The sequence below is a fragment of the Gordonia sputi NBRC 100414 genome (assembly GCF_000248055.1).
Lineage (GTDB): Bacteria > Actinomycetota > Actinomycetes > Mycobacteriales > Mycobacteriaceae > Gordonia > Gordonia sputi.
Window position 1 is genome coordinate 54,812 of the sequence record NZ_BAFC01000059.1, and the last position, 19,162, is coordinate 73,973.

Below are 19,162 nucleotides of genomic sequence, written 5' to 3' on the forward strand. Positions count from 1 at the left end.
TGGCGATCACTACTGTGGAGTCATGAGTCCCGCCCAGTCAGGCACACAAGCCCAGTCAGGCACGCAGGCGTCCTATGTCACCAGCGGGCAGGAGTTCGTCCGCGACACGCAGTACATCGAGACCCGCATCACGCGCGATGGTCGCGACGGCTATCCGGTCGAGGCAGGTCGGTATCGACTCGTGGCGGCGCGCGCGTGCCCGTGGGCCAACCGCACCCTGATCGTTCGACGACTCCTCGGTCTCGAGGATGCGATCTCGTTGGGACTGTGCGGTCCCACCCACGACAAGGACTCGTGGACGTTCGACCTCGACCCCGGCGGCGTCGACCCCGTCCTGAAGATTCCACGTCTCAAAGACGCGTACGAGAAGCGGTTCCCCGGTTATCCGAAGGGCATCACCGTCCCGGCGATCGTCGACGTCCCCAGCGGTGAGGTCGTGACCAACGACTTCAAGCAGATCACCGTCGACTTCGAGGTCGAGTGGTCCGACTATCACCGCGAGGGGGCGCCCGACCTCTACCCCGAGCACCTACGCGACGAGATCGAATCCGTCAGCAAGGGTGTCTACACCGAGGTCAACAACGGCGTGTACCGCTGCGGATTCGCCGGCAGTCAGGAGGCGTACGACAAGGCCTACGACCGGCTCTTCACCAAACTCGACGAACTGACCGAACGCCTGGCAGCGCAGCGTTACCTGGCGGGCGACACCATCACCGAGGCAGACGTCCGGCTGTTCACGACGCTTGCGCGATTCGATCCGGTCTATCACGGGCATTTCAAGTGCAATCGGAGCAAACTGTCGGAGATGCCTGTGTTGTGGGCGTACGCGCGAGATCTCTTCCAGACTCCGGGTTTCGGCGACACCGTCGACTTCACACAGATCAAGCAGCACTACTACCTCGTCCACCGCGACATCAATCCCACCGGGATCGTGCCCGACGGCCCGGACCTGAGGAATTGGCTCACTCCTCACCATCGCGACGAGCTCGGGGGCAGCCCCTTCGGAGACGGGACGCCACCACCCCCACCGCGGCCGAATGAGGTCGTGCCAGAACAGGATTGGGTACCACTGCCATGACCGAAGCCAAACGAACCGAACAGAAGCCTCCCGCGAAGGCGGTCGAGGTGACCGGGGGCCTGCTGGACAAGGCTCAGCGCCTCCAGGCTCCGGCGGTCAAGAAGTACGTGAACGCGCTGCGTAAGGCGCATCCAGACGAGTCGCCGGAGCAGATCATCCGGAGGCTGGAGAAGCAGTTCCTGCGGACCGTCATGGGTACGGGTAGCGCGGTCGGCGCAACCGCGGCGATCCCCGGGGTCGGCACCATGACGGCGCTGACCGCGATGACGGGCGAGACCGCCCTGTTCCTCGAAGCCTCAGCGTTGTTCGCACTGGCCGTCGCCGAGGTACACGGCATCGGCGTCGAGCAGTCCGAGCGACGAAAGACGCTCGTCCTGGCGGTGGCTCTCGGTGAGGAGGGCGTCGCAGCGCTCGGCCGCCTCATCGGCACCCGAGGTGGCGCACTGCGTCGACTCGGAACCGCAGCCATCCCCGGTGGTGGCCTCGGGAAACTGAACACCACTTTGATGAACAAGATCGTCAAGAAGTATGCGATCAAGCGCGCGCCGCTCATCTTCGGGAAGCTGATGCCTGCAGGTATCGGAGCCGTTGTCGGCGGTGCCGGAAACCGCGCACTCGGACGTCGCGTCGTCCTCAACGCACGCGAGGCGTTCGGTCCGGCGCCGAAGTCGTGGCATGGCGATGTCGTCGACGGGAGCGTCGTCACCGAACCCGGCCTGCCCGCCGGGGATCGGTGACCGGCTCCCTCACGGACAGCCCGGCCCCGATCCGAGATGCCCCACCCACCGACAATCCGACTTCCGCGCAGCGCACCGGCTGGATTCGTCGACTCTCCACTGAATGCTGGCGACATCGCAGATTGGTGGTCGTCACTCTTGCGGTGACTCTGGTTGCCGTTGCCGTCGACCTCGTCGCGCCCCTGCTGGCCAAGGCTGCGATTGATCACGCGACCGGAGCGCAACGCGGCGGCGCGACGATCTCGGTGGTAGTCGCGGCGCTGCTTGTGTTGGCGGTCGTGCGTTACGCCTGTCAGTTCGGGCGCAGGCTCACCGCGGGACAACTGTCGATCAGCGTGCAGAATGCGTTGCGACTCCGCCTGATGCACACGCTGCTGCATCTCGACGGTGCCGCTCAGTCACGCATCAGCACGGGACAGGTTGTCTCGCGGTCGATTTCGGACCTGCAGATCGTGCAGGGACTGCTGGCCGTGGTCCCGTTGTCGGCGGGTGCCGCGGTTCAGGTGGTGATCGCGATCGGGATCATGGCCTATCTGTCGCCGCTGCTGACGGTCGTCGCGTTGAGCATCATTCCCGTCGTCGGAATCGTCGTCTTCACCACGCGCAGAAAGCTTTTCGCCGCTACCTGGTCGGCGCAGCAATCTGCGGCCAACGTCGCACAGCACGTCGAGGAGACCGTGACCGGCGTGCGGGTGGTCAAGGGATTCGGTCAGGAGTCGCGCGCCGTCGACGAACTCGTCGGCCTCGCGCGCGACCTCTATTCAAAACGCTTGCGCGCAGCCAAGATCAACGCGCGGTTTGCCCCGACCATGGCGGCGATACCCCAGTTGGGCATGGTCGCGGTCATCGCTCTCGGCGGGTGGCTGACGTTGCGCGGCACCATCACCGCGGGCACCTTCCTCGCGTTCGCGACCTACGTCGCCACGATGACGTCACTGGCACGCCTGCTGACCAACGTCGTGGTCAGTGGACAGTTGGCTCGCGCGGCCGTCGACCGTGTCTACGACGTCATCGACGAACCGACCGACCCCGGCGACCGACAGACCGGCACACTGCCCGACGGCGCTCTCGGACTTCGCTTCGACGACGTCGACTTCGCGTTCGGCGACAAGGCCGTCCTGCACGAGATCGACCTCGACATCGCTCCCGGCGAGTGCGTCGCGATCGTCGGACCACCCGGCTCCGGGAAGTCGACCATCGCGGAATTGACCAGCCGCTACCTCTCCCCGACCGCCGGCGAGGTGTCACTGGTCTCGACCGATGGCACCCACGACGTCGCCACGCTCTCCGCCGAGAGTCTGCATTCCGCGGTCGCCGTCGTCTTCGACGAACCGTTCCTCTACTCCGACACGATCGCCGCCAACATCGCACTCGGCGTTCCCGCCGATGCACGCACGCTGCCAGACGGCTCGCCACACCCACGCCTCGTCGACGCCGCAGCCCGCGCCGACGCGCTCGAGTTCATCACTGCCCTCCCCGACGGATTCGAGACGATCGTCGGCGAGCGTGGCCTGACCCTCTCGGGAGGCCAACGACAACGCATCGCGCTCGCCCGTGCGCTGTACGCCGACCCACGCGTACTCGTGCTCGACGACGCAACATCTGCCGTCGACGCCACGACCGAATCGCGCATCCTGCGTGACCTGCGCAGCGGCGGGGATGCCCGGCCGACGATGCTGGTCCTCGCGCATCGACGGTCGACGCTGATGCTCGCCGACCGGGTGGCCGTTCTCGACGATGGGCGGATCACCGACATCGGAACCGTCGCCGAACTCGATGCCCGCAGTCCGCGCTTCCGTGCCTTGATGACCGGCGTGGTCGTCGAGTCGTCGAGCGCGTTGGTCGCGCAGCGCGACACGACACCTCACGCCGAGCCGACGGCACCTGCGTCGGCCGACGACGCACTCATGGACCGGCTGTGGCCACCGGCCGATCCGGGATCGACACCGGCGGCAGACGTCAGCGCGGCGTCGACGATGTCGCGCATCGCCCCACCACCGGGTCGCGGACCGAGTGGTCGCGGAGGCGGTGTGGCGAGCGCGCTCGGTTCGATGCAGGCGACGCCCGCATTGCTCCGGGCCGTCGACGCCCTGCCGCCCGCCGACGAGGATCCCCGAGTCGACACCGCGTCGGTACGTCGTGAGAACCGACAGTTCAGCCTGTGGGGCATACTCTCGCCGGTCCGCCTGCTGCTGATCACCGCGATCGTCTGCATCTCGCTGGACACGCTCATCGGCCTCGCTTTTCCGTCGTTGGCCCGTGCGGTTCTCGACGCCGCGGGCCGCGCCGACGAAGCGCGCCTGTGGGAGGTCGCGGCCTTCGGTGTCGGACTGGTCGCGCTCGGCTGGATCGTCGGCGCCGTGATGACGTTGACGTCGACACGCGCAGGCGAGCGCGTCCTGTTCGGCCTCCGGGTGCGCAGCTACGCGCACCTGCAACGACTCGGCCTCGACTACTACGAGCGCGAACTGTCGGGCCGCATCATGACGCGGATGACCACCGATGTCGACGCGCTATCGACGTTCCTGCAGACAGGTTTGACCTCGGCGATCGTCGCCGTGCTGACCCTCGTCGGTGTCACGGTCGCACTGCTGCTCACCGATATCGAACTCGGACTGATCATCCTGCCCGTGTTTCCGATCATGATCGCCGCGACCATCGCGTTCCGACGGGTCGCCGCGGATGCGTACACCCGCTCGCGCGAACTGGTGAGCGTGGTCAACGCCGACTTCCAAGAGAACATCGCGGGGATCAGAACCACACAGACCTACCGCAACAGCGACATCGCCATGACCCGCTTCACCGATCGCACCGTCGAATGGGTGCGCGCACGAATGCGTTCGCAGCGGGCCATCTCGGTGTACTTCCCATTCATCACGCTGATGTCCGACGTCGCGACGGCCGTGGCGATCGCCGTTGGTGCACATCGCATCTCGACCGGAACGATGCAGGCGGGCACACTCGTCGCCTTCATCCTCTATCTCTCGTTGCTCTTCGGACCGGTGCAGCAGCTCTCTCAGGTCTTCGACGGCTATCAGCAGGCAGTCGTGGGGCTTCGACGCATCGCGGACCTCCTCCGCACACGCAGCTCGCTGGAGTCACGCGAGGATCGGATACCGGTGCCCGCCAACGGTTTCGACGGCGACATCGAACTCGACGACGTCGGGTTCCGGTACACCGGCGCTCATGCCGACGCGCTGCGCGACGTCGAACTGATCATCCCGGCAGGTTCGTCACTGGCGCTCGTCGGTCGCACGGGGGCGGGCAAGTCGACAGTCGTCAAACTGCTCGCCCGCTTCTACGACCCCACCAGCGGTGAGGTGCGCATGGATGGGACCGACATCCGCGACTTCGGACTGCTCGACTACCGACATCGGATCGGGCTCGTACCCCAGGAACCACACCTGTTCACCGGTAGCGTCGCCGAGAACATCGCCTATGGCCGACCCGACGCCGACCGGACACAGATCGCGGCCGCTGCACTCGCTGTCGGCGCCACCGATGTCATCGCCGGACTCGACGGCGGGATGCGCCATCAGGTCGGCGAACGCGGCGGCGGGTTGTCGTCGGGCCAACGTCAACTCATCGCGCTTGCGCGGGCCGAACTAGTCGACCCCGACCTCCTGCTTCTCGACGAAGCAACCGCGACCCTCGACCAGGCCACCGAAGCGCTGGTGCTCGCGGCGGGCGAGACGGTCACCCGCCGACGCACCTCGGTGATCGTCGCCCACCGACTCGCCACCGCGGCGCGCGCCGATCGGATCGCCGTCGTCGACAACGGACGCATCGTCGAGTTGGGAACACACGACGAGTTGCTGTCGTTGGGTGGAAGGTACCGCGCGTTCTGGGATGCAGGTGTCGATTCGGACGTCGACGGTATCGAGCCTGCTCAAGGCGACGATCGCGTCTGACGATCGACGTTGCTCACCAGGGTCGCGGGTCGGGACCGCAACCGGGTGTGACGTCGGCGCGGTCGGTACACGGGGCGCAACGTCGCGCGCGTACCATGAGCAGGTGGTGCGTCGTAATCTTCACAAGGGACTCCACGACGCGAGCGAGCGACCCGACACCAGAGGGAATTGAGGCGAGATACCGCTGTGAGCAGTTCGATATCAGATTTCGGACAAAACACGTGGCTGGTCGACGAAATGTACCAGCAATTCAAAGAAGACCCGAACTCGGTCGACCCGAGTTGGCACGATCTGCTGAAGGACTACAAGCCCGGCGACGATGGCTCGTCCAACGGCACGTCAGCAGCATCTGCGGGGGCATCGTCTGCGGCCAAGTCCACAACCGCAGCGACTACCAAGACCGCATCGACCAAGACCGCGCCCGCGAAGAACACGGCGTCCGGCAACGGATCGGGAACCGCACACAGCAACGGTGCGTCGAACACCGCAGCCCCTAAGAAGACCGCAGCCGCGAGCAGCAACGGCAGCGCCTCGTCGAATGGCAAGGCCGCACCCCGTCAGGTCACTCTCGACCAGGAGCCGACCCCGCGTCCGACCACCACCAACTCCCCCGCCCGCGAGTCGACAGCCACCAAGGCCGCGTCGGGTCACAGCGTTGCGAGCCGCGACGGATCGTCGCGGTCACAGAAGGCGCCTGCGTCGGCCAAGGCCGCGTCGACGACGACGGACGCAGCACCCGCCGAAGACACCGAGAAGGTTCTACGCGGCGCCTCGGCCGCCGTTGCCAAGAACATGACGGCGTCGCTGCAGATCCCGACCGCCACGTCCGTTCGTGCGATCCCGGCCAAGCTGATGATCGACAACCGCATCGTCGTCAACAATCATCTGGCCCGCACCCGCGGCGGCAAGATCAGCTTCACCCACATCCTCGGCTACGCGATCGTCCAGGCGATCAAGGCGTTCCCGAACATGAACCGCCACTTCGCCGAGATCGACGGCAAGCCGAATGTGGTCACCCCTGCGCACACCAACCTCGGTCTGGCGATCGACCTCGTCGGTAAGGATGGCAACCGCTCGCTCGTCGTCGCCGCCATCAAGAACTGCGAGACAATGGGTTTCGCCGAGTTCTACTCGGCGTACCAGGACATCGTGCGCCGTGCGCGCGACGGCAAGCTCACCGCGGAAGACTTTGCGGGCGTGACCATTTCGCTGACCAACCCGGGCACCATCGGCACCGTGCACTCCGTGCCGCGCCTGATGAAGAACCAGGGAGCCATCATCGGTGCGGGTGCGATGGAGTATCCGGCCGAGTTCCAGGGCGCGAGCGACGAGCAGATCGCCGAACTCGGTGTCGGCAAGTTGATGACGCTCACGTCCACCTACGATCACCGGATCATCCAGGGCGCCGAGTCGGGCGACTTACTTCGCAGGATCCACGAACTGCTCCTCGACGACGCGTTCTACGACGAGCTGTTCACCGCGTTCCACATCCCCTACGAGCCGATCCGTTGGCGTCGTGACATCCCCGCAGGCGTCGTCGACAAGAACGCGCGGGTACTCGAGCTGATCGCGGCCTACCGCAACCGCGGGCACCTCATGGCCGACACCGATCCGCTGATGATGGACAGCTACGCGCGCACATCGCATCCTGATCTCGACATCCTCACCTACGGCCTGACCCTCTGGGATCTCGACCGTAGTTTCAAGGTCGGCGGCTTCCACGGCCAGGACACGATGAAGTTGCGTGACGTGCTCTCGATCCTGCGCGACGCGTACTGCCGACACGTGGGAGTCGAGTACACGCACATCCTCGAACCGGAGCAGCAGCGCTGGGTTCAGGAGCGTGTCGAGATCAAACACGTCAAGCCGCCGGTCGCCGAGCAGAAGTACATCCTGTCCAAGCTCAATGCCGCCGAGGCCTTCGAGACCTTCCTCCAGACGAAATACGTTGGGCAGAAGCGCTTTTCGCTCGAGGGCGCGGAGTCGGTCATCCCGATGATGGACGCCGTGATCGACCAGAGCGCCGAGTATTCGCTCGACGAGGTCGTCATCGGCATGCCGCACCGCGGCCGCCTCAACGTGCTCGCGAACATCGTCGGCAAGCCCTACTCGAAGATCTTCACCGAGTTCGAGGGCAACCTGAATCCGTCGCAGGCGCACGGGTCCGGTGACGTGAAGTACCACCTCGGCGCCGAGGGCAAGTACTACCAGATGTTCGGCGAGAACGAGATCAACGTCTCGCTCACCGCGAATCCCAGCCACCTCGAAGCGGTCGACCCGGTTCTCGAAGGGCTCGTCCGCGCCAAGCAGGACCAGCTACCCGAAGAGCGTGAGTTCTCGATCATGCCGCTCATGCTGCACGGCGACGCCGCGTTCGCCGGCCAGGGTGTTGTGGCCGAGACCCTCAACCTCGCGATGCTGCCCGGTTACCGCACCGGCGGCACCGTACACATCGTGGTCAACAACCAGGTTGGGTTCACCACGGCTCCCGAGCATTCCCGATCGAGCGAGTACTGCACCGACGTCGCGAAGATGATCGGTGCCCCGATCTTCCACGTCAACGGCGACGACCCCGAGGCGTGCGTCTGGGTGGCCAAGCTGGCGGTCGACTACCGCGAAGCCTTCCACAAGGACGTTGTCATCGACCTCGTCTGCTTCCGCCGTCGCGGACACAACGAGGGCGACGATCCGTCGATGACCCAGCCGGCCATGTACGACGTGATCGACACCAAGCGTGGCGTCCGCAAGTCCTACACCGAGGCCCTGATCGGTCGTGGTGACATCTCCACCAAGGAGGCCGAAGACGCGCTGCGTGATTACCAGGGGCAGCTCGAACGGGTCTTCAACGAGGTCAAGGAACTCGAGAAGTTCACCCCGGAGCCGAGCGAATCGGTGGAAGCCGATCAGCCGCTTCCGCAGAAGCTCGTGACCGCCGTCGACAAGTCGGTGCTCGAGCGCATCGGCGACGCGTTCTACGACACTCCGGACGGTTTCACTCCGCACCCACGCGTGAAGCCGGTGCTCAAGCGCCGCCACGAGATGAGCCGCGACGGGCACATCGACTGGGCGTTCGCCGAGTTGTTGGCCTTCGGTTCGCTGGTGCTCGAGGGACGCACCGTTCGCCTGTCGGGCCAGGACTCGCGTCGCGGTACGTTCAGCCAGCGCCACTCGGTGCTCATCGACCGTGAGAACGGCTCCGAGTACACACCCCTCAATCACCTCGCACCGCTCGACGGAGACGCGGACTCGGAAGGCCGCTTCATGGCCTACGATTCGCCGCTCTCGGAGTTCGCGGTGGTCGGTTTCGAGTACGGCTACTCGGTGGGCAACCCCGACGCACTCGTGCTGTGGGAAGCGCAGTTCGGCGACTTCGTCAACGGCGCACAGTCGGTGATCGACGAGTTCATCAGCTCGGGCGAGGCCAAGTGGGGTCAGCGTTCCGACGTCGTGCTGCTCCTGCCGCACGGCCACGAGGGCCAGGGCCCCGACCACACCTCGGGACGTATCGAGCGGTTCCTGCAGTTGTGCGCCGAGGGTTCGATGACGGTCGCGCAGCCGTCGACGCCTGCGAGCTACTTCCACCTGCTGCGTCGGCACGTGCTCGACGGGATCAGCCGTCCGCTGATCGTGTTCACGCCGAAGTCGATGCTCCGCAACAAGGCTGCCGTCAGCCCTGTCGAGGATTTCACCGACGACAAGTTCCGCTCGGTGATCGACGATCCGAAGTTCTTGAAGGACAACGGTGATCGCAGCAAGGTCAAGCGCGTCCTGCTGGTGAGCGGCAAGATCTACTACGAGATCGCCGCCCGTCGGGACAAGGAGAGCCGCGACGACATCGCCGTGGTCCGCGTCGAGCAGCTCTACCCCGTGCCGCATCGTCGTCTCCAGGAGACGCTCGAGAAGTACCCGAACGCCGACGATTTCGTGTGGGTCCAGGACGAACCCGCCAACCAGGGACCGTGGCCGTTCCTCGGACTGTGGCTGCCCGAGATGCTGCCGAACCTCCTCAAGGGTCTGCGCCGCATCTCGCGTCGCCCGATGTCTGCACCGAGCTCGGGCTCGTCGAAGGTGCACGCCGTCGAGCAGCAGGAGATCCTCGACGAGGCGTTTGCCTGAGGCGTCGAATAGCAACGAGTGAGGGCCGCACCCGTTTCGGGTGCGGCCCTCGCTCGTTTGTCGATCAACGTCGGAAACTCACATAGGTCCCAGCGGAAGACTGAGCGGTCAGCTCTCCGAGAGCGGACGCGGATCGAATGTCACGCGAATCCGCGTGATCAGGCCGTTCTCGACGTGACTCCAGTTCGCCGTCGGTAGTGATGCGTTGTCGGTGACCAGGTCGAACCACGTGATCGCATCGGCACCGTCCACAACACGCGCGTGCAAGACGAGATCGCGCATCAGGCGCTCCGACATCCCGCGCAGACCGGCAATGCACTCGTCGATTCCGCGTGCCGTCCCCATCACACCGACGAAGTCGACGTCGGGGGCGAGAACCGAACGCAACCGGTCGAAATCGCCTGCGCGCCATGCGTCGAAGTAGGTTGTCGCCGCATCCCTGGTGATCGCCGTATCGGCCTGCGCAGTTGTGTCCACAGTCATCTCTTCTCCCTTTCGAAGCATCGGTCAGTGGGTGTTCGCACTCCAGACTGCTCGGCGGCGATTAATCTGTCCAACATCTATTTCTTATGGCATTTATCATTGCCAGTCATGGAACTGCATCAGCTCCGCTACCTCCTCGCGGTCGTCAACACCGGATCGTTCACCGCTGCAGCGTCGACTCTGCACATCAGCCAGTCGGGTGTGAGCACTCAGATTCGCAAGCTCGAGAACGAACTGGGGATCGCACTGCTGCAGCGCACCACCCGACGCGTGACGTTGACGAGCGAAGGAGAGCGAGTACTGCCCGCCATTCGCGGGGCAGTCGAGGGAGTCGACGCGGTCGTCGCTCTGGCCGACGATCTGCGCGGCCTCACCACAGGGACACTGCGGGTGGGCACCGTGAGTGGACTCACCTGGCAGCCCATCTTCGACGCCATCGCGAGCATGCACCACGATCATCCCGGCGTCGACATCTCGGTCCGTGAAGCCATCTCGACGACGCTCATCGACGGGGTGCACTCGGGCGAGCTCGACGTCGCGATAGCTGCGTGGTCGGGCGAGCCGCCCCAGCACGTACACACCACAGTCATCGTCGACGACGCGCTGCATGCCGTCGTCGCGCGAGATCATCCGTGGGCGACGCGTGCCGATGTGGGACCCGATGAGATCGCCGATGCCGACCTCATCTCGCTCACCCGCGGCACCGGCGCCCGCACAGCACTCGACGCCCTGCTGGCACGTGAGCGAGGCGCTCGGGTTCCGCGCTGGGAGGTCGCAACGCCGTCACTTGCGCACATGCTGACCACGCGCGGGCTCGGCGTCGCCGTACTCAGCGAGAGCACCGCCGCCTCGTGGCGAGACACGGTCAGCCTGCCGATCACCGACCCTTCCGCGCGATCCACACTCGGCATCATCTGGCGCGAACCCCCGTCACCGGCGACCGCGGCCCTGCTCCGCGAGATGCGGCGTCGAACCGGTTGATCCCGAGGATTCCCGTACGACAAACGCACGACGCAGGCCTTCCACCTGCACCGACGTCGGCGGATCATCAGTGGCATGGCCGGTCTGATAGTCGTAGCAGTGCTCGTCGTCGTCTTGACGCCCATGGCGCTGATGTACCGACGGGCGTGCAGGCAGGCTCGGGAGTTTCGTGAATTCCGACGCGCACAGGGGCTCTCGGATCCGAGTCAACGGCCACCGTTCCCAGGAGACCCGACCGGCGGCAACTGGGGTTTCTGGGGTCCCTGATACGCCTGGTTCAGTGCGCCGGAAGATCGGTGAGGGTCGTGACAAGGGCAGGCAGGGACGAGGAAATCACGGCAAGCAGTTGGTCGCGGGTGATCTCCCCGTCGGTGAGCCAGCCGATCGTGACCTCCTCGACAAAGGCGATCCACCCGAATGTCGCCAGTCGGACCGCCGGGGTGACCTCGACGCCGAGCGCAGGCGCGTGATCGAGGATGCGCTCGGCCATCACCGCCCTGGTGCCGTCGATCACGGCGCGCATCGCCGGATCGGTACTCGACGCGCCGCGCAGGAATGCGGTGTAGGCGCTGCGATGCTCGCTGACGTAGTCGACGAACGCTGACAACGAGCTCCACAGGATGGCGAGCGGATCGTCGAGGGTCTCGTCGGGCGCTGTCAGCCGCAACATCTCCTCGCCCTGCGCCTTCGCGATGGCGACGTGAAACTCCTGCTTCGACGCGAAGTAGTGAAACAGCAGTGCGCGCGACACACCGGCGACCTCGGCGATCGCGTCGATGGACACCTCGTCGAGCGGCCGCTCCGACACCATCTGCAGCCCGAGCGCGATGAGCTGGTCGCGTCGGGCCTCCGGGCTCATCCTGGTGCGCTTCGACTGGGTCACAGACACAGTCTAGGCGACTTATTGACCAGCGTTCAATACGCTATTGACTAATGTTCAATAGGCCCCTAACGTGAGGAGCATGACAACGCACAATGTTGAGGTTGCGATCGTCGGCGCCGGGTTCTCCGGCCTCGGCGCGGCGATCAAGATGAGCCAGAACGGCTTCACCGACTACGTCATCCTCGATCGCGGAGCTGACTTCGGCGGCACCTGGCGTGACAACACCTACCCCGGCGCCGCGTGCGACGTCGCGTCGAACCTGTACTCGTACTCGTTCGCCCCCAATCCCGAATGGTCACGCTCGTACTCTCATCAGCCCGAGATCCACCGGTACATCAACGACGTCGCGGATCGTTTCGGCGTGCGCGACAAGGCCAGGTTCGGCGTCGAGGTCACCCGTGCCGCGTGGAGCGAGTCGGACCAGCACTGGCTGATCGACACGGTGCCCGCCGGAACCGACCCCGACTCGTCTGCTGTGACGACGTACCGGGCGCAGCACCTCATCGGCGCGGTTGGCCCGCTGTGCGAACCGAATCTTCCGGACATCGACGGCATCGAATCGTTCGGCGGAACGGTCATGCATTCCGCGCGCTGGGACGACGACGTCGAGCTCTCGGGTAAGCGCGTCGCCGTGATCGGCACCGGTGCGTCGGCCATCCAGATCGTCCCCGAGGTGGCCAAGCGCGTCGCCCACCTCGACGTCTACCAGCGCACGGCGCCGTGGATCGTCCCGCGTACCGAGCGGCCCTACACCCCGGTCGAGCGCTGGCTGTTCAAGAACGCGCCCATCGTGCAGAGCGCCGGTCGCGCGGGGGTGTACGCCTTCAACGAGTTCATCGCCTTCGGTCTGACGCACTCGCGTACCGCGCTCAAGCCCGTCGAACTCGTCGCGCGCGCCAACATCGCGCGCGGAATCCGTGACCGTAAGCTGCGCGACAAGGTCACTCCCCGCTTCCAGGTCGGCTGCAAGCGAATCCTGCGATCGAACGCCTGGTACCCGGCACTTGATCGACCCAACGTCGACCTCGTCACCGACCCCATCGCACGCGTGACGCCGTCGGGCATCGTGACCGCGGACGGCACCGAGCGCGAGATCGACGTGTTGATCGTCGCGACAGGCTTCCACGTCACCGATTCGCCCGTGTTCGACTGCATCGTCGGCGCCGAGGGACGATCGCTCGCCCAGACGTGGGAGACGAACGGAATGCAGGGCTACAAGGGGTCGTTCGTCCACGGCTTCCCGAACATGATGCTGATGGTCGGACCGGCGACCGGACTCGGACACACCTCGATGGTGTACATGATCGAGTCGCAGCTCAACTACCTGGTCGACTATCTCAAAACCGTTCGCGCACAGGGAATCACGCGCGTCGACGTCGACGAGCAATCGCAACGCGGGTACAACACCGGCATTCAGCACGCGCTTCGCAACAGCGTCTGGGTCAACGGTGGTTGCGCCTCCTGGTACGCCGACGACAACGGCAACATCACGACGCTGTGGCCGGGCTTCACGTTCAACTTCCGCAAGCAGACCCGACGATTCGATGTCGCGGCATACGACGTCGCTCGCGATTCGTCGGCGACCGACACCCCGCCCGTGCTCGCGAGCACCCGCGCCTGATCTCGACTTCATCCGCGTGCACGCCGGATCTCGCACGCACCAACACACACAGGAGAACACCATGAAGAACTTTCGCGACAAGGTCGTCGTCGTCACCGGTGCGGGCTCGGGCATGGGCCGCGAACTGGCGGTGAAGCTGGGCCAACAGGGCGCCAAGCTGGCGATCTCCGATGTCAACCCCGATGGCCTCGCCACGACGGAGAAACTCGTCGCCGAGACAGGCGCACCGGTGCACGCCCAACTGCTCAACGTCGCAGAGCGTGAGGCGGTCCTCGAATACGCCGACACGGTCATGGCCCACTATGGCAAGGTCAACGTCGTCTTCAACAACGCGGGCATCGCGCACCACGGCGAGGTCGAGCGCACCGAGTTCAAAGACATCGAGCGCGTGATGGACGTCGACTTCTGGGGCGTCGTCAACGGAACGAAGGCCTTCCTGCCACACATCATCGCGTCGGGCGACGGCCACATCGTCAATACGTCGTCGCTGTTCGGTCTGCTGTCCGAGCCTGGCCAGGCGGCCTACAACTCGGCGAAGTTCGCCGTTCGCGGGTTCACCGAGTCGCTCAATCAGGAGATGTTGATCGCCAAGCACCCGGTGCGCGTCACCTGCGTGCATCCTGGCGGCATCAAGACCGCGATCGCCCGCAACGCGACGGTCGCCGACGATTACGACCAGGCCAACTTCGCCAAGTTCTTCGACAAGTACCTCGCGCGCACCTCGGCGTCGTCGGCTGCCGACACCATCATCAAGGGCGTGAAGAAGAACAAGGCGCGAGTGCTCATCGGCGCCGACGCCATCGTGCTCGACGTCTGGGTGCGCCTCGTCGCGTCGAAGTACCAGGGCGTCGTGGCGGGCGTGACCAAGCGGGTCACCACATCGTTCCGCTGACCGCTGTCGTCGTTGCTCAGTTCGTGCGAAAGACGACGTAGTCGACCGCACGAACTGGGCGACGCCCTTCTCTCCGATCGAATTTCTCCGATCGAGCGGTATCCACACGATCGAAATATTGTTCGATTTTTCCTCGACGTTGTCCGTATTGTCGGGTAGTGTAGAACACATATTCGACACGACGTGGGGCGGGGGTGGCGGCACGTGAACAGCAACAGCGATAGTGGAAACGGCCGTGCGCCTTCGGCTTTGGCCACGGCGGCGGTGGGGTCTGCGGATGCGGTGGTGGCGGAGAAACTGTCACGCCTCGCTGCGGTGTTGGATGAGTTGGCTGCCGTGGATGTGTCGTTGGTGTCCGACGACGTGCTCGTCGAAGCCACGATTGAGGCCGAACGCCTGGCGTTGCGGACGGCGGGCGCGGTCACGGATCGCTTGGTCGTGGAGGCCTCTGACCGGGATCTGCCCCACTCGTTGGGTTTCCGCGATATTCGGAATTTCATGGGACAACGTCTGCATATTGGCGATCCGGCCGCCCGGCATCGGGTGATCGCCGCGACCGGATCGTTCACCACGATCTGCGGCGACCGACTCCCACCGTCGTGTCCGACTTTGGCCGGCTACGTCGTGGAAGGTCGGGTCGCTGGCGCACACGTCCGCGCGGTGTTGGAGGTGTTGGAGGCGATCCCCGGTGAGGTGTCGGCGGAGACGAAAGCTGCCGCCGAAGCACAGATGGCCGGGTATGCGGTCCAGTTCACCCCCGCCGAAATCACCAATTTGGGTTCACGATTGTTGGCGCATCTGGATCCGGATGGGACGCTCACCAACCCGAAAGACCGCAAACGTCGACGCCGCTTGTGGGTGAACCGGCAAAACGCGCAACTCATGTCGCGGTTGACCGCGGATTTGGATCCGATCGCCCGCGCACGCCTCGATGCGGTGCTCGACTCGTGGGCCAAACCCGGCATGAACAACCCCGACGATCCCGACTCACCCGTGGGTCCGATCACCACTGCCAACGCCGAACAGGTGGCTGCGGCGGCGCTGTTGGATCAACGCTCACCCGCCCAACGCAACCATGACGCCTTCTCCGCCCTCCTCGGGCAGGTACTCGAATCCGGGATGTTGGGTAATACGCATCGAGGGTTGCCGATCCAGGTGATCGTCACCACCAGCCTGCACGAGTTGGAAGCACAAGCGGGGATCGCGCAGACCACATCCGGAACACTCCTCCCGATCCAAGACGTGATCGAGATGGCCGCTTCCGCCGGTGCCAGTCAGTATTTGGCGGTGTTCGGTGAGCACACCAGTGTGCCGCTCTACCTGGGTCGGTCGAAGCGGATCGCCACGTTGGGGCAACGGTTGGCGTCGTTCGCCTCACCCGGCGGCAAAATGTGTTCCGCCCCCGGCTGCAACCAACCCGCCTCACGGGTGCAGATGCATCACGCCGCGAAAGACTGGGCCGACGGCGGGTTGACCGATATTGACCAGTTGGTGCCCGCGTGTGATGTACACAACCGCAGGGTTGGGCCGAAACCTGGCCAGTTCACCACCCGCATGATCACCGACGGACCCGACACCGGCCGGGTTGCGTGGCGGCTCAACGCCAAACCGGGGATGCCGGCCAATCCGGAACGCATCAACCGCGTCGCCGACGTCAAAGCCGATTTCCACGACTACCTCGCTGCCGAACACATCAGCAACGAAGCCGCCGCCACAGCACGCGCGGGCGGGACGGGCACAGGCGCGACGGTTACCGAGATCGGCGCGCGAGCCCCGGGTTCAACGGACGCGGAGATCGTCGCGGACGCAGTCGGTGCCTGGATGGTGTCGCCTTCGACGCCAAGTGCGCCGAGGGCGAATGAGTCGACGTTGACCGGCGTCGAGCTCGCGTTGGCGGGTTCGATGCGCCTGACCGGTGCCCCACCGCTCAGCGCGCGGGTCGACATCCAATGGAACCTCGCTGATCCACCCGAGCCCGAGCCGCCCACAGACCCCGACGCGCCAACTGGTCCGGCCCCACCAGCCAGCCCCTGGTGGCTCGGCGACGTCGACCCACCAGGAGGCGTCGACCCACCGCTGGCAGACGCAGCCTGATCGCCGCGCCAGCTGACCGGCCGCGCCAGCTGACCGGCCACGCCGACCCGGCCGACACGCTAGCCCAACGAACCGGGCAAACCGTCGAATCCGGCTGTGCCGCAACCGTCTACACCCCGCCACCACACCCCGGTGGCGGGGCAGACGTGGTTGAGCAACGTGGTTGGGCAACGTGGTTGGGGGCGACGAAGCCTCCTGCCCCGCTCCAACTAGAGGCCGTGCTCGCCGAGCCACCCGGCCGCGAGGTCGCGTGGCTTGGTGCCCGCGTCTGCGCGTCGTGCGAGTTCGGCGAGATCGGCGGTGGTGATCTCCCCCGCGACACGATTGATCTGCTTGACCTCGCTGCGGGTCAGCGCGGCGGTCCGGTACACCGGCACGAGATTCTGCGCCCGCGGCCCGCTCTGCGGCGACTGACTCGACGGGGCGGATGGGGTGGATGTCGTAGTCGGAGTAGCCGGGGTTTGTCCCGCGTCCTGCTGCGTCGGCACGGGAACTCTCAGCGCCTGGATTTGTGGCGCCGCGGGGTCGATAGCGACCGCGGCGTCGAGGGCTGTCACGACGCCGACAGCCTGTGCCGTCCCGACCCGTGCGATCACCTCGCGTGCCGATCCGACCGACTCCACCGCACCGAAGCGACAACCCTGCGCGGCAAACACGGCCATGTCGGCGGGTTGCGGACGTCCGACGACCACCACGGGAAGCCCTTCGGGCAGTCGCCCACATTCCGATAGGTCGGTGACGTTGCTCGACTGCGCCAGCGACGTCGCGACGAAGACCTGGGGCGTTGCGCTCACCGGCGTCGCGTCGCCCACCGAAACACCTTGGGGCAGAGAGCGATTGAGCTCGTCGTAAACCTCGTCCGACGACGTGACGGTCGACTTCGGCGCGAGCGAGGTGAGCAGTTCGCCGCTGAATGCCGGAAACAGGTCGACCCGCGCGCGATCCATCTCGTCGAGCAGTGCGGTGTCGTCGCCGCGGGCCATGTCATCTGCCACGGGTGCACCGACGTCGCGCAGTGCTCCGGCGTAGATCTCAGCCATCACACGCAGCGCCGAGTCGTCGGCCGAACCGAGATGCAGCAGTCGACTCGACGACGCCGAGCCGCGCGACGAATCCGAACATCCCGCGAGCACCCCGGTGACAACCATCGCAACCGCAATGATGACAGCGGTGGCCCACACACGATTCCGCACGGCTCTCACGGTATAACGATGCCCCTGCGCGAGTAGCATCCACCTCGTGCCAATGCCCAACCTCCGCCCAGGTGCACGGAACGCACGTGGTGCGCGTCCGCTCCCCCGGATTCCGGTCCCCGTCGCACGGGCGGTCGTCGACTGCGCGGTCTATGTCGACGGGATCAGGCAGCCGGGGCGTATCACCTACGCCGACGCGTTCGAGCAGGTACGTGAGAGCGGCGAGGGGTTCGTGTGGCTCGGACTCGTCGCTCCCGACGACGCGCAGATGACCGGCGTCGGCGAGGTGTTCGGCCTGCACGAACTCGTCGTCGAGGATGCGGTGCACGCCCACCAACGTCCGAAGCTCGAGGTCTACGACGACACTCAGTTCCTCGTGCTGCGGACGGTCAAGTACGTCGAACACGAGTCGATGGAGAAGGCCAGCGAGGTGGTCGAAACCGGCGAGATCATGGTTTTCGCGGGGCGCGACTTCGTCATCACCGTCCGCCACGGCGACCACACCCACCTCCACAATCTGCGTCGACGACTCGAAGCCCGACCGGAACGCCTCGCGCTGGGTCCCACCGCCGTACTGCACGCCATCGCCGACAAGGTCGTCGACTCCTACCTCGCCGTTTCCGAACGGATGGAGGACGACGTGGTGTCGATCGAGAGCACCGTCTTCTCGCGGCAACAGCGCTGGCTCAACATCGAGCCGGTCTACCTACTCCGGCGCGAGGTGCTCGAACTGCGCCGTGCGGTCACACCGCTTGCGGGCCCGCTGTCGCGGCTGGCTTCCGACAACACGTTGGTGCCCAAGGAGATTCGACGCCAGTTCCGCGACGTGTCCGACCACCTCAGCACCGTGATCGAGCACGTCGTCGAATACGACGAAGTCCTCAGTTCCCTGCTCGACGCCGCCGCGACGAAGGTGAGCATTCAGCAGAACAGCGACATGCGCAAGATCTCGGCATGGGTGGCCATCGCCGCGGTGCCGACAATGGTCGCAGGCCTCTACGGGATGAACTTCGACATCCTGCCCGGCATGCACGACCGACAGGGCTTCGGCATTCTGTGCCTGGTCATGTTCCTCATCTGCGGCGGCCTGTGGGCGACGTTCCGTCGAAGTCACTGGCTGTAGTCGGCGACGTACCTGGCTGCGTGGCCAACCTGCGCGGACGGCCCGCGCGA

The 19,162-nt window shown here is 65.5% G+C and carries 13 protein-coding genes; 10 read left to right on the forward strand and 3 right to left on the reverse strand.

The features are described from left to right. The first annotated feature begins 22 nt into the window (after positions 1 to 22). The 4 genes from GOSPT_RS10005 (at position 23) to GOSPT_RS10020 (ending at position 9,842) form a co-directional block, all read left to right on the forward strand. Entirely contained in the window at positions 23 to 1,078 is a 1,056-nt protein-coding gene (locus GOSPT_RS10005; protein ID WP_005205767.1) for a glutathione S-transferase family protein, read from the forward strand. Further along, positions 1,075 to 1,815 carry a hypothetical protein gene (locus GOSPT_RS10010; protein WP_005205768.1) on the forward strand — a complete coding sequence of 247 codons (741 nt, stop codon included), beginning with the start codon at positions 1,075 to 1,077 and terminating at the stop codon, positions 1,813 to 1,815. Before GOSPT_RS10005 ends, GOSPT_RS10010 begins: the two co-directional genes overlap by 4 nt. Next, entirely contained in the window at positions 1,812 to 5,726 is a 3,915-nt protein-coding gene (locus GOSPT_RS10015) for an ABC transporter ATP-binding protein (RefSeq protein ID WP_039855518.1), read from the forward strand. The genes GOSPT_RS10010 and GOSPT_RS10015 overlap by 4 nt, the downstream gene beginning before the upstream one ends. Positions 5,727 to 5,963: 237 nt before the next feature. Then, entirely contained in the window at positions 5,964 to 9,842 is a 3,879-nt protein-coding gene (locus tag GOSPT_RS10020; protein ID WP_005205770.1) for a multifunctional oxoglutarate decarboxylase/oxoglutarate dehydrogenase thiamine pyrophosphate-binding subunit/dihydrolipoyllysine-residue succinyltransferase subunit, read from the forward strand. Positions 9,843 to 9,950: 108 nt separating this feature from the next. Here the strand turns inward: GOSPT_RS10020 and GOSPT_RS10025 are convergent, their stop codons facing one another. Next, entirely contained in the window at positions 9,951 to 10,325 is a 375-nt protein-coding gene (locus GOSPT_RS10025; protein ID WP_005205771.1) for a nuclear transport factor 2 family protein, read from the reverse strand. 108 nt (positions 10,326 to 10,433) lie between these two features. Here GOSPT_RS10025 and GOSPT_RS10030 point away from each other — a divergent pair, with 108 nt between their 5' ends. Both GOSPT_RS10030 and GOSPT_RS23615 read left to right on the forward strand, forming a co-directional pair. Continuing rightward, positions 10,434 to 11,306, forward strand: a complete 873-nt coding sequence (locus tag GOSPT_RS10030; RefSeq protein ID WP_005205772.1) for a LysR family transcriptional regulator — start codon at positions 10,434 to 10,436, stop codon at positions 11,304 to 11,306. 75 nt (positions 11,307 to 11,381) lie between these two features. Beyond that, positions 11,382 to 11,573 carry a hypothetical protein gene (locus GOSPT_RS23615; protein WP_141630856.1) on the forward strand — a complete coding sequence of 64 codons (192 nt, stop codon included), beginning with the start codon at positions 11,382 to 11,384 and terminating at the stop codon, positions 11,571 to 11,573. Between the two features lie 10 nt (positions 11,574 to 11,583). On the opposite strand, the gene GOSPT_RS10035 is transcribed toward GOSPT_RS23615, so the two are convergent. After that, a complete protein-coding gene (locus GOSPT_RS10035; RefSeq protein WP_005205773.1) occupies positions 11,584 to 12,165 on the reverse strand; it encodes a TetR/AcrR family transcriptional regulator in 582 nt (193 codons plus the stop codon). A gap of 103 nt (positions 12,166 to 12,268) precedes the next feature. On the opposite strand from GOSPT_RS10035, the gene GOSPT_RS10040 reads away from it, so the two are divergent. The 3 genes from GOSPT_RS10040 (at position 12,269) to GOSPT_RS10050 (ending at position 16,796) form a co-directional block, all read left to right on the forward strand. Further along, positions 12,269 to 13,810, forward strand: a complete 1,542-nt coding sequence (locus GOSPT_RS10040) for a flavin-containing monooxygenase (RefSeq protein WP_005205774.1) — start codon at positions 12,269 to 12,271, stop codon at positions 13,808 to 13,810. A gap of 61 nt (positions 13,811 to 13,871) precedes the next feature. Further along, positions 13,872 to 14,702, forward strand: a complete 831-nt coding sequence (locus GOSPT_RS10045; protein WP_005205775.1) for an SDR family NAD(P)-dependent oxidoreductase — start codon at positions 13,872 to 13,874, stop codon at positions 14,700 to 14,702. A 204-nt stretch (positions 14,703 to 14,906) separates the two neighbouring features. Further along, the gene (locus GOSPT_RS10050; RefSeq protein WP_005205776.1) at positions 14,907 to 16,796 is read left to right on the forward strand and encodes an HNH endonuclease signature motif containing protein; all 1,890 of its coding nucleotides are present in this window, start codon (positions 14,907 to 14,909) and stop codon (positions 16,794 to 16,796) included. Between the two features lie 209 nt (positions 16,797 to 17,005). Here GOSPT_RS10050 and GOSPT_RS10055 read toward each other — a convergent pair whose 3' ends face one another. Further along, positions 17,006 to 18,028, reverse strand: a complete 1,023-nt coding sequence (locus tag GOSPT_RS10055) for a glycine betaine ABC transporter substrate-binding protein (RefSeq protein ID WP_005205777.1) — start codon at positions 18,026 to 18,028, stop codon at positions 17,006 to 17,008. 13 nt (positions 18,029 to 18,041) lie between these two features. On the opposite strand from GOSPT_RS10055, the gene GOSPT_RS10060 reads away from it, so the two are divergent. Then, on the forward strand, positions 18,042 to 19,112 hold the full coding sequence (locus tag GOSPT_RS10060; protein ID WP_005205778.1) for a magnesium and cobalt transport protein CorA: 1,071 nt from the start codon (positions 18,042 to 18,044) through the stop codon (positions 19,110 to 19,112). Positions 19,113 to 19,162 lie beyond the last annotated feature (50 nt).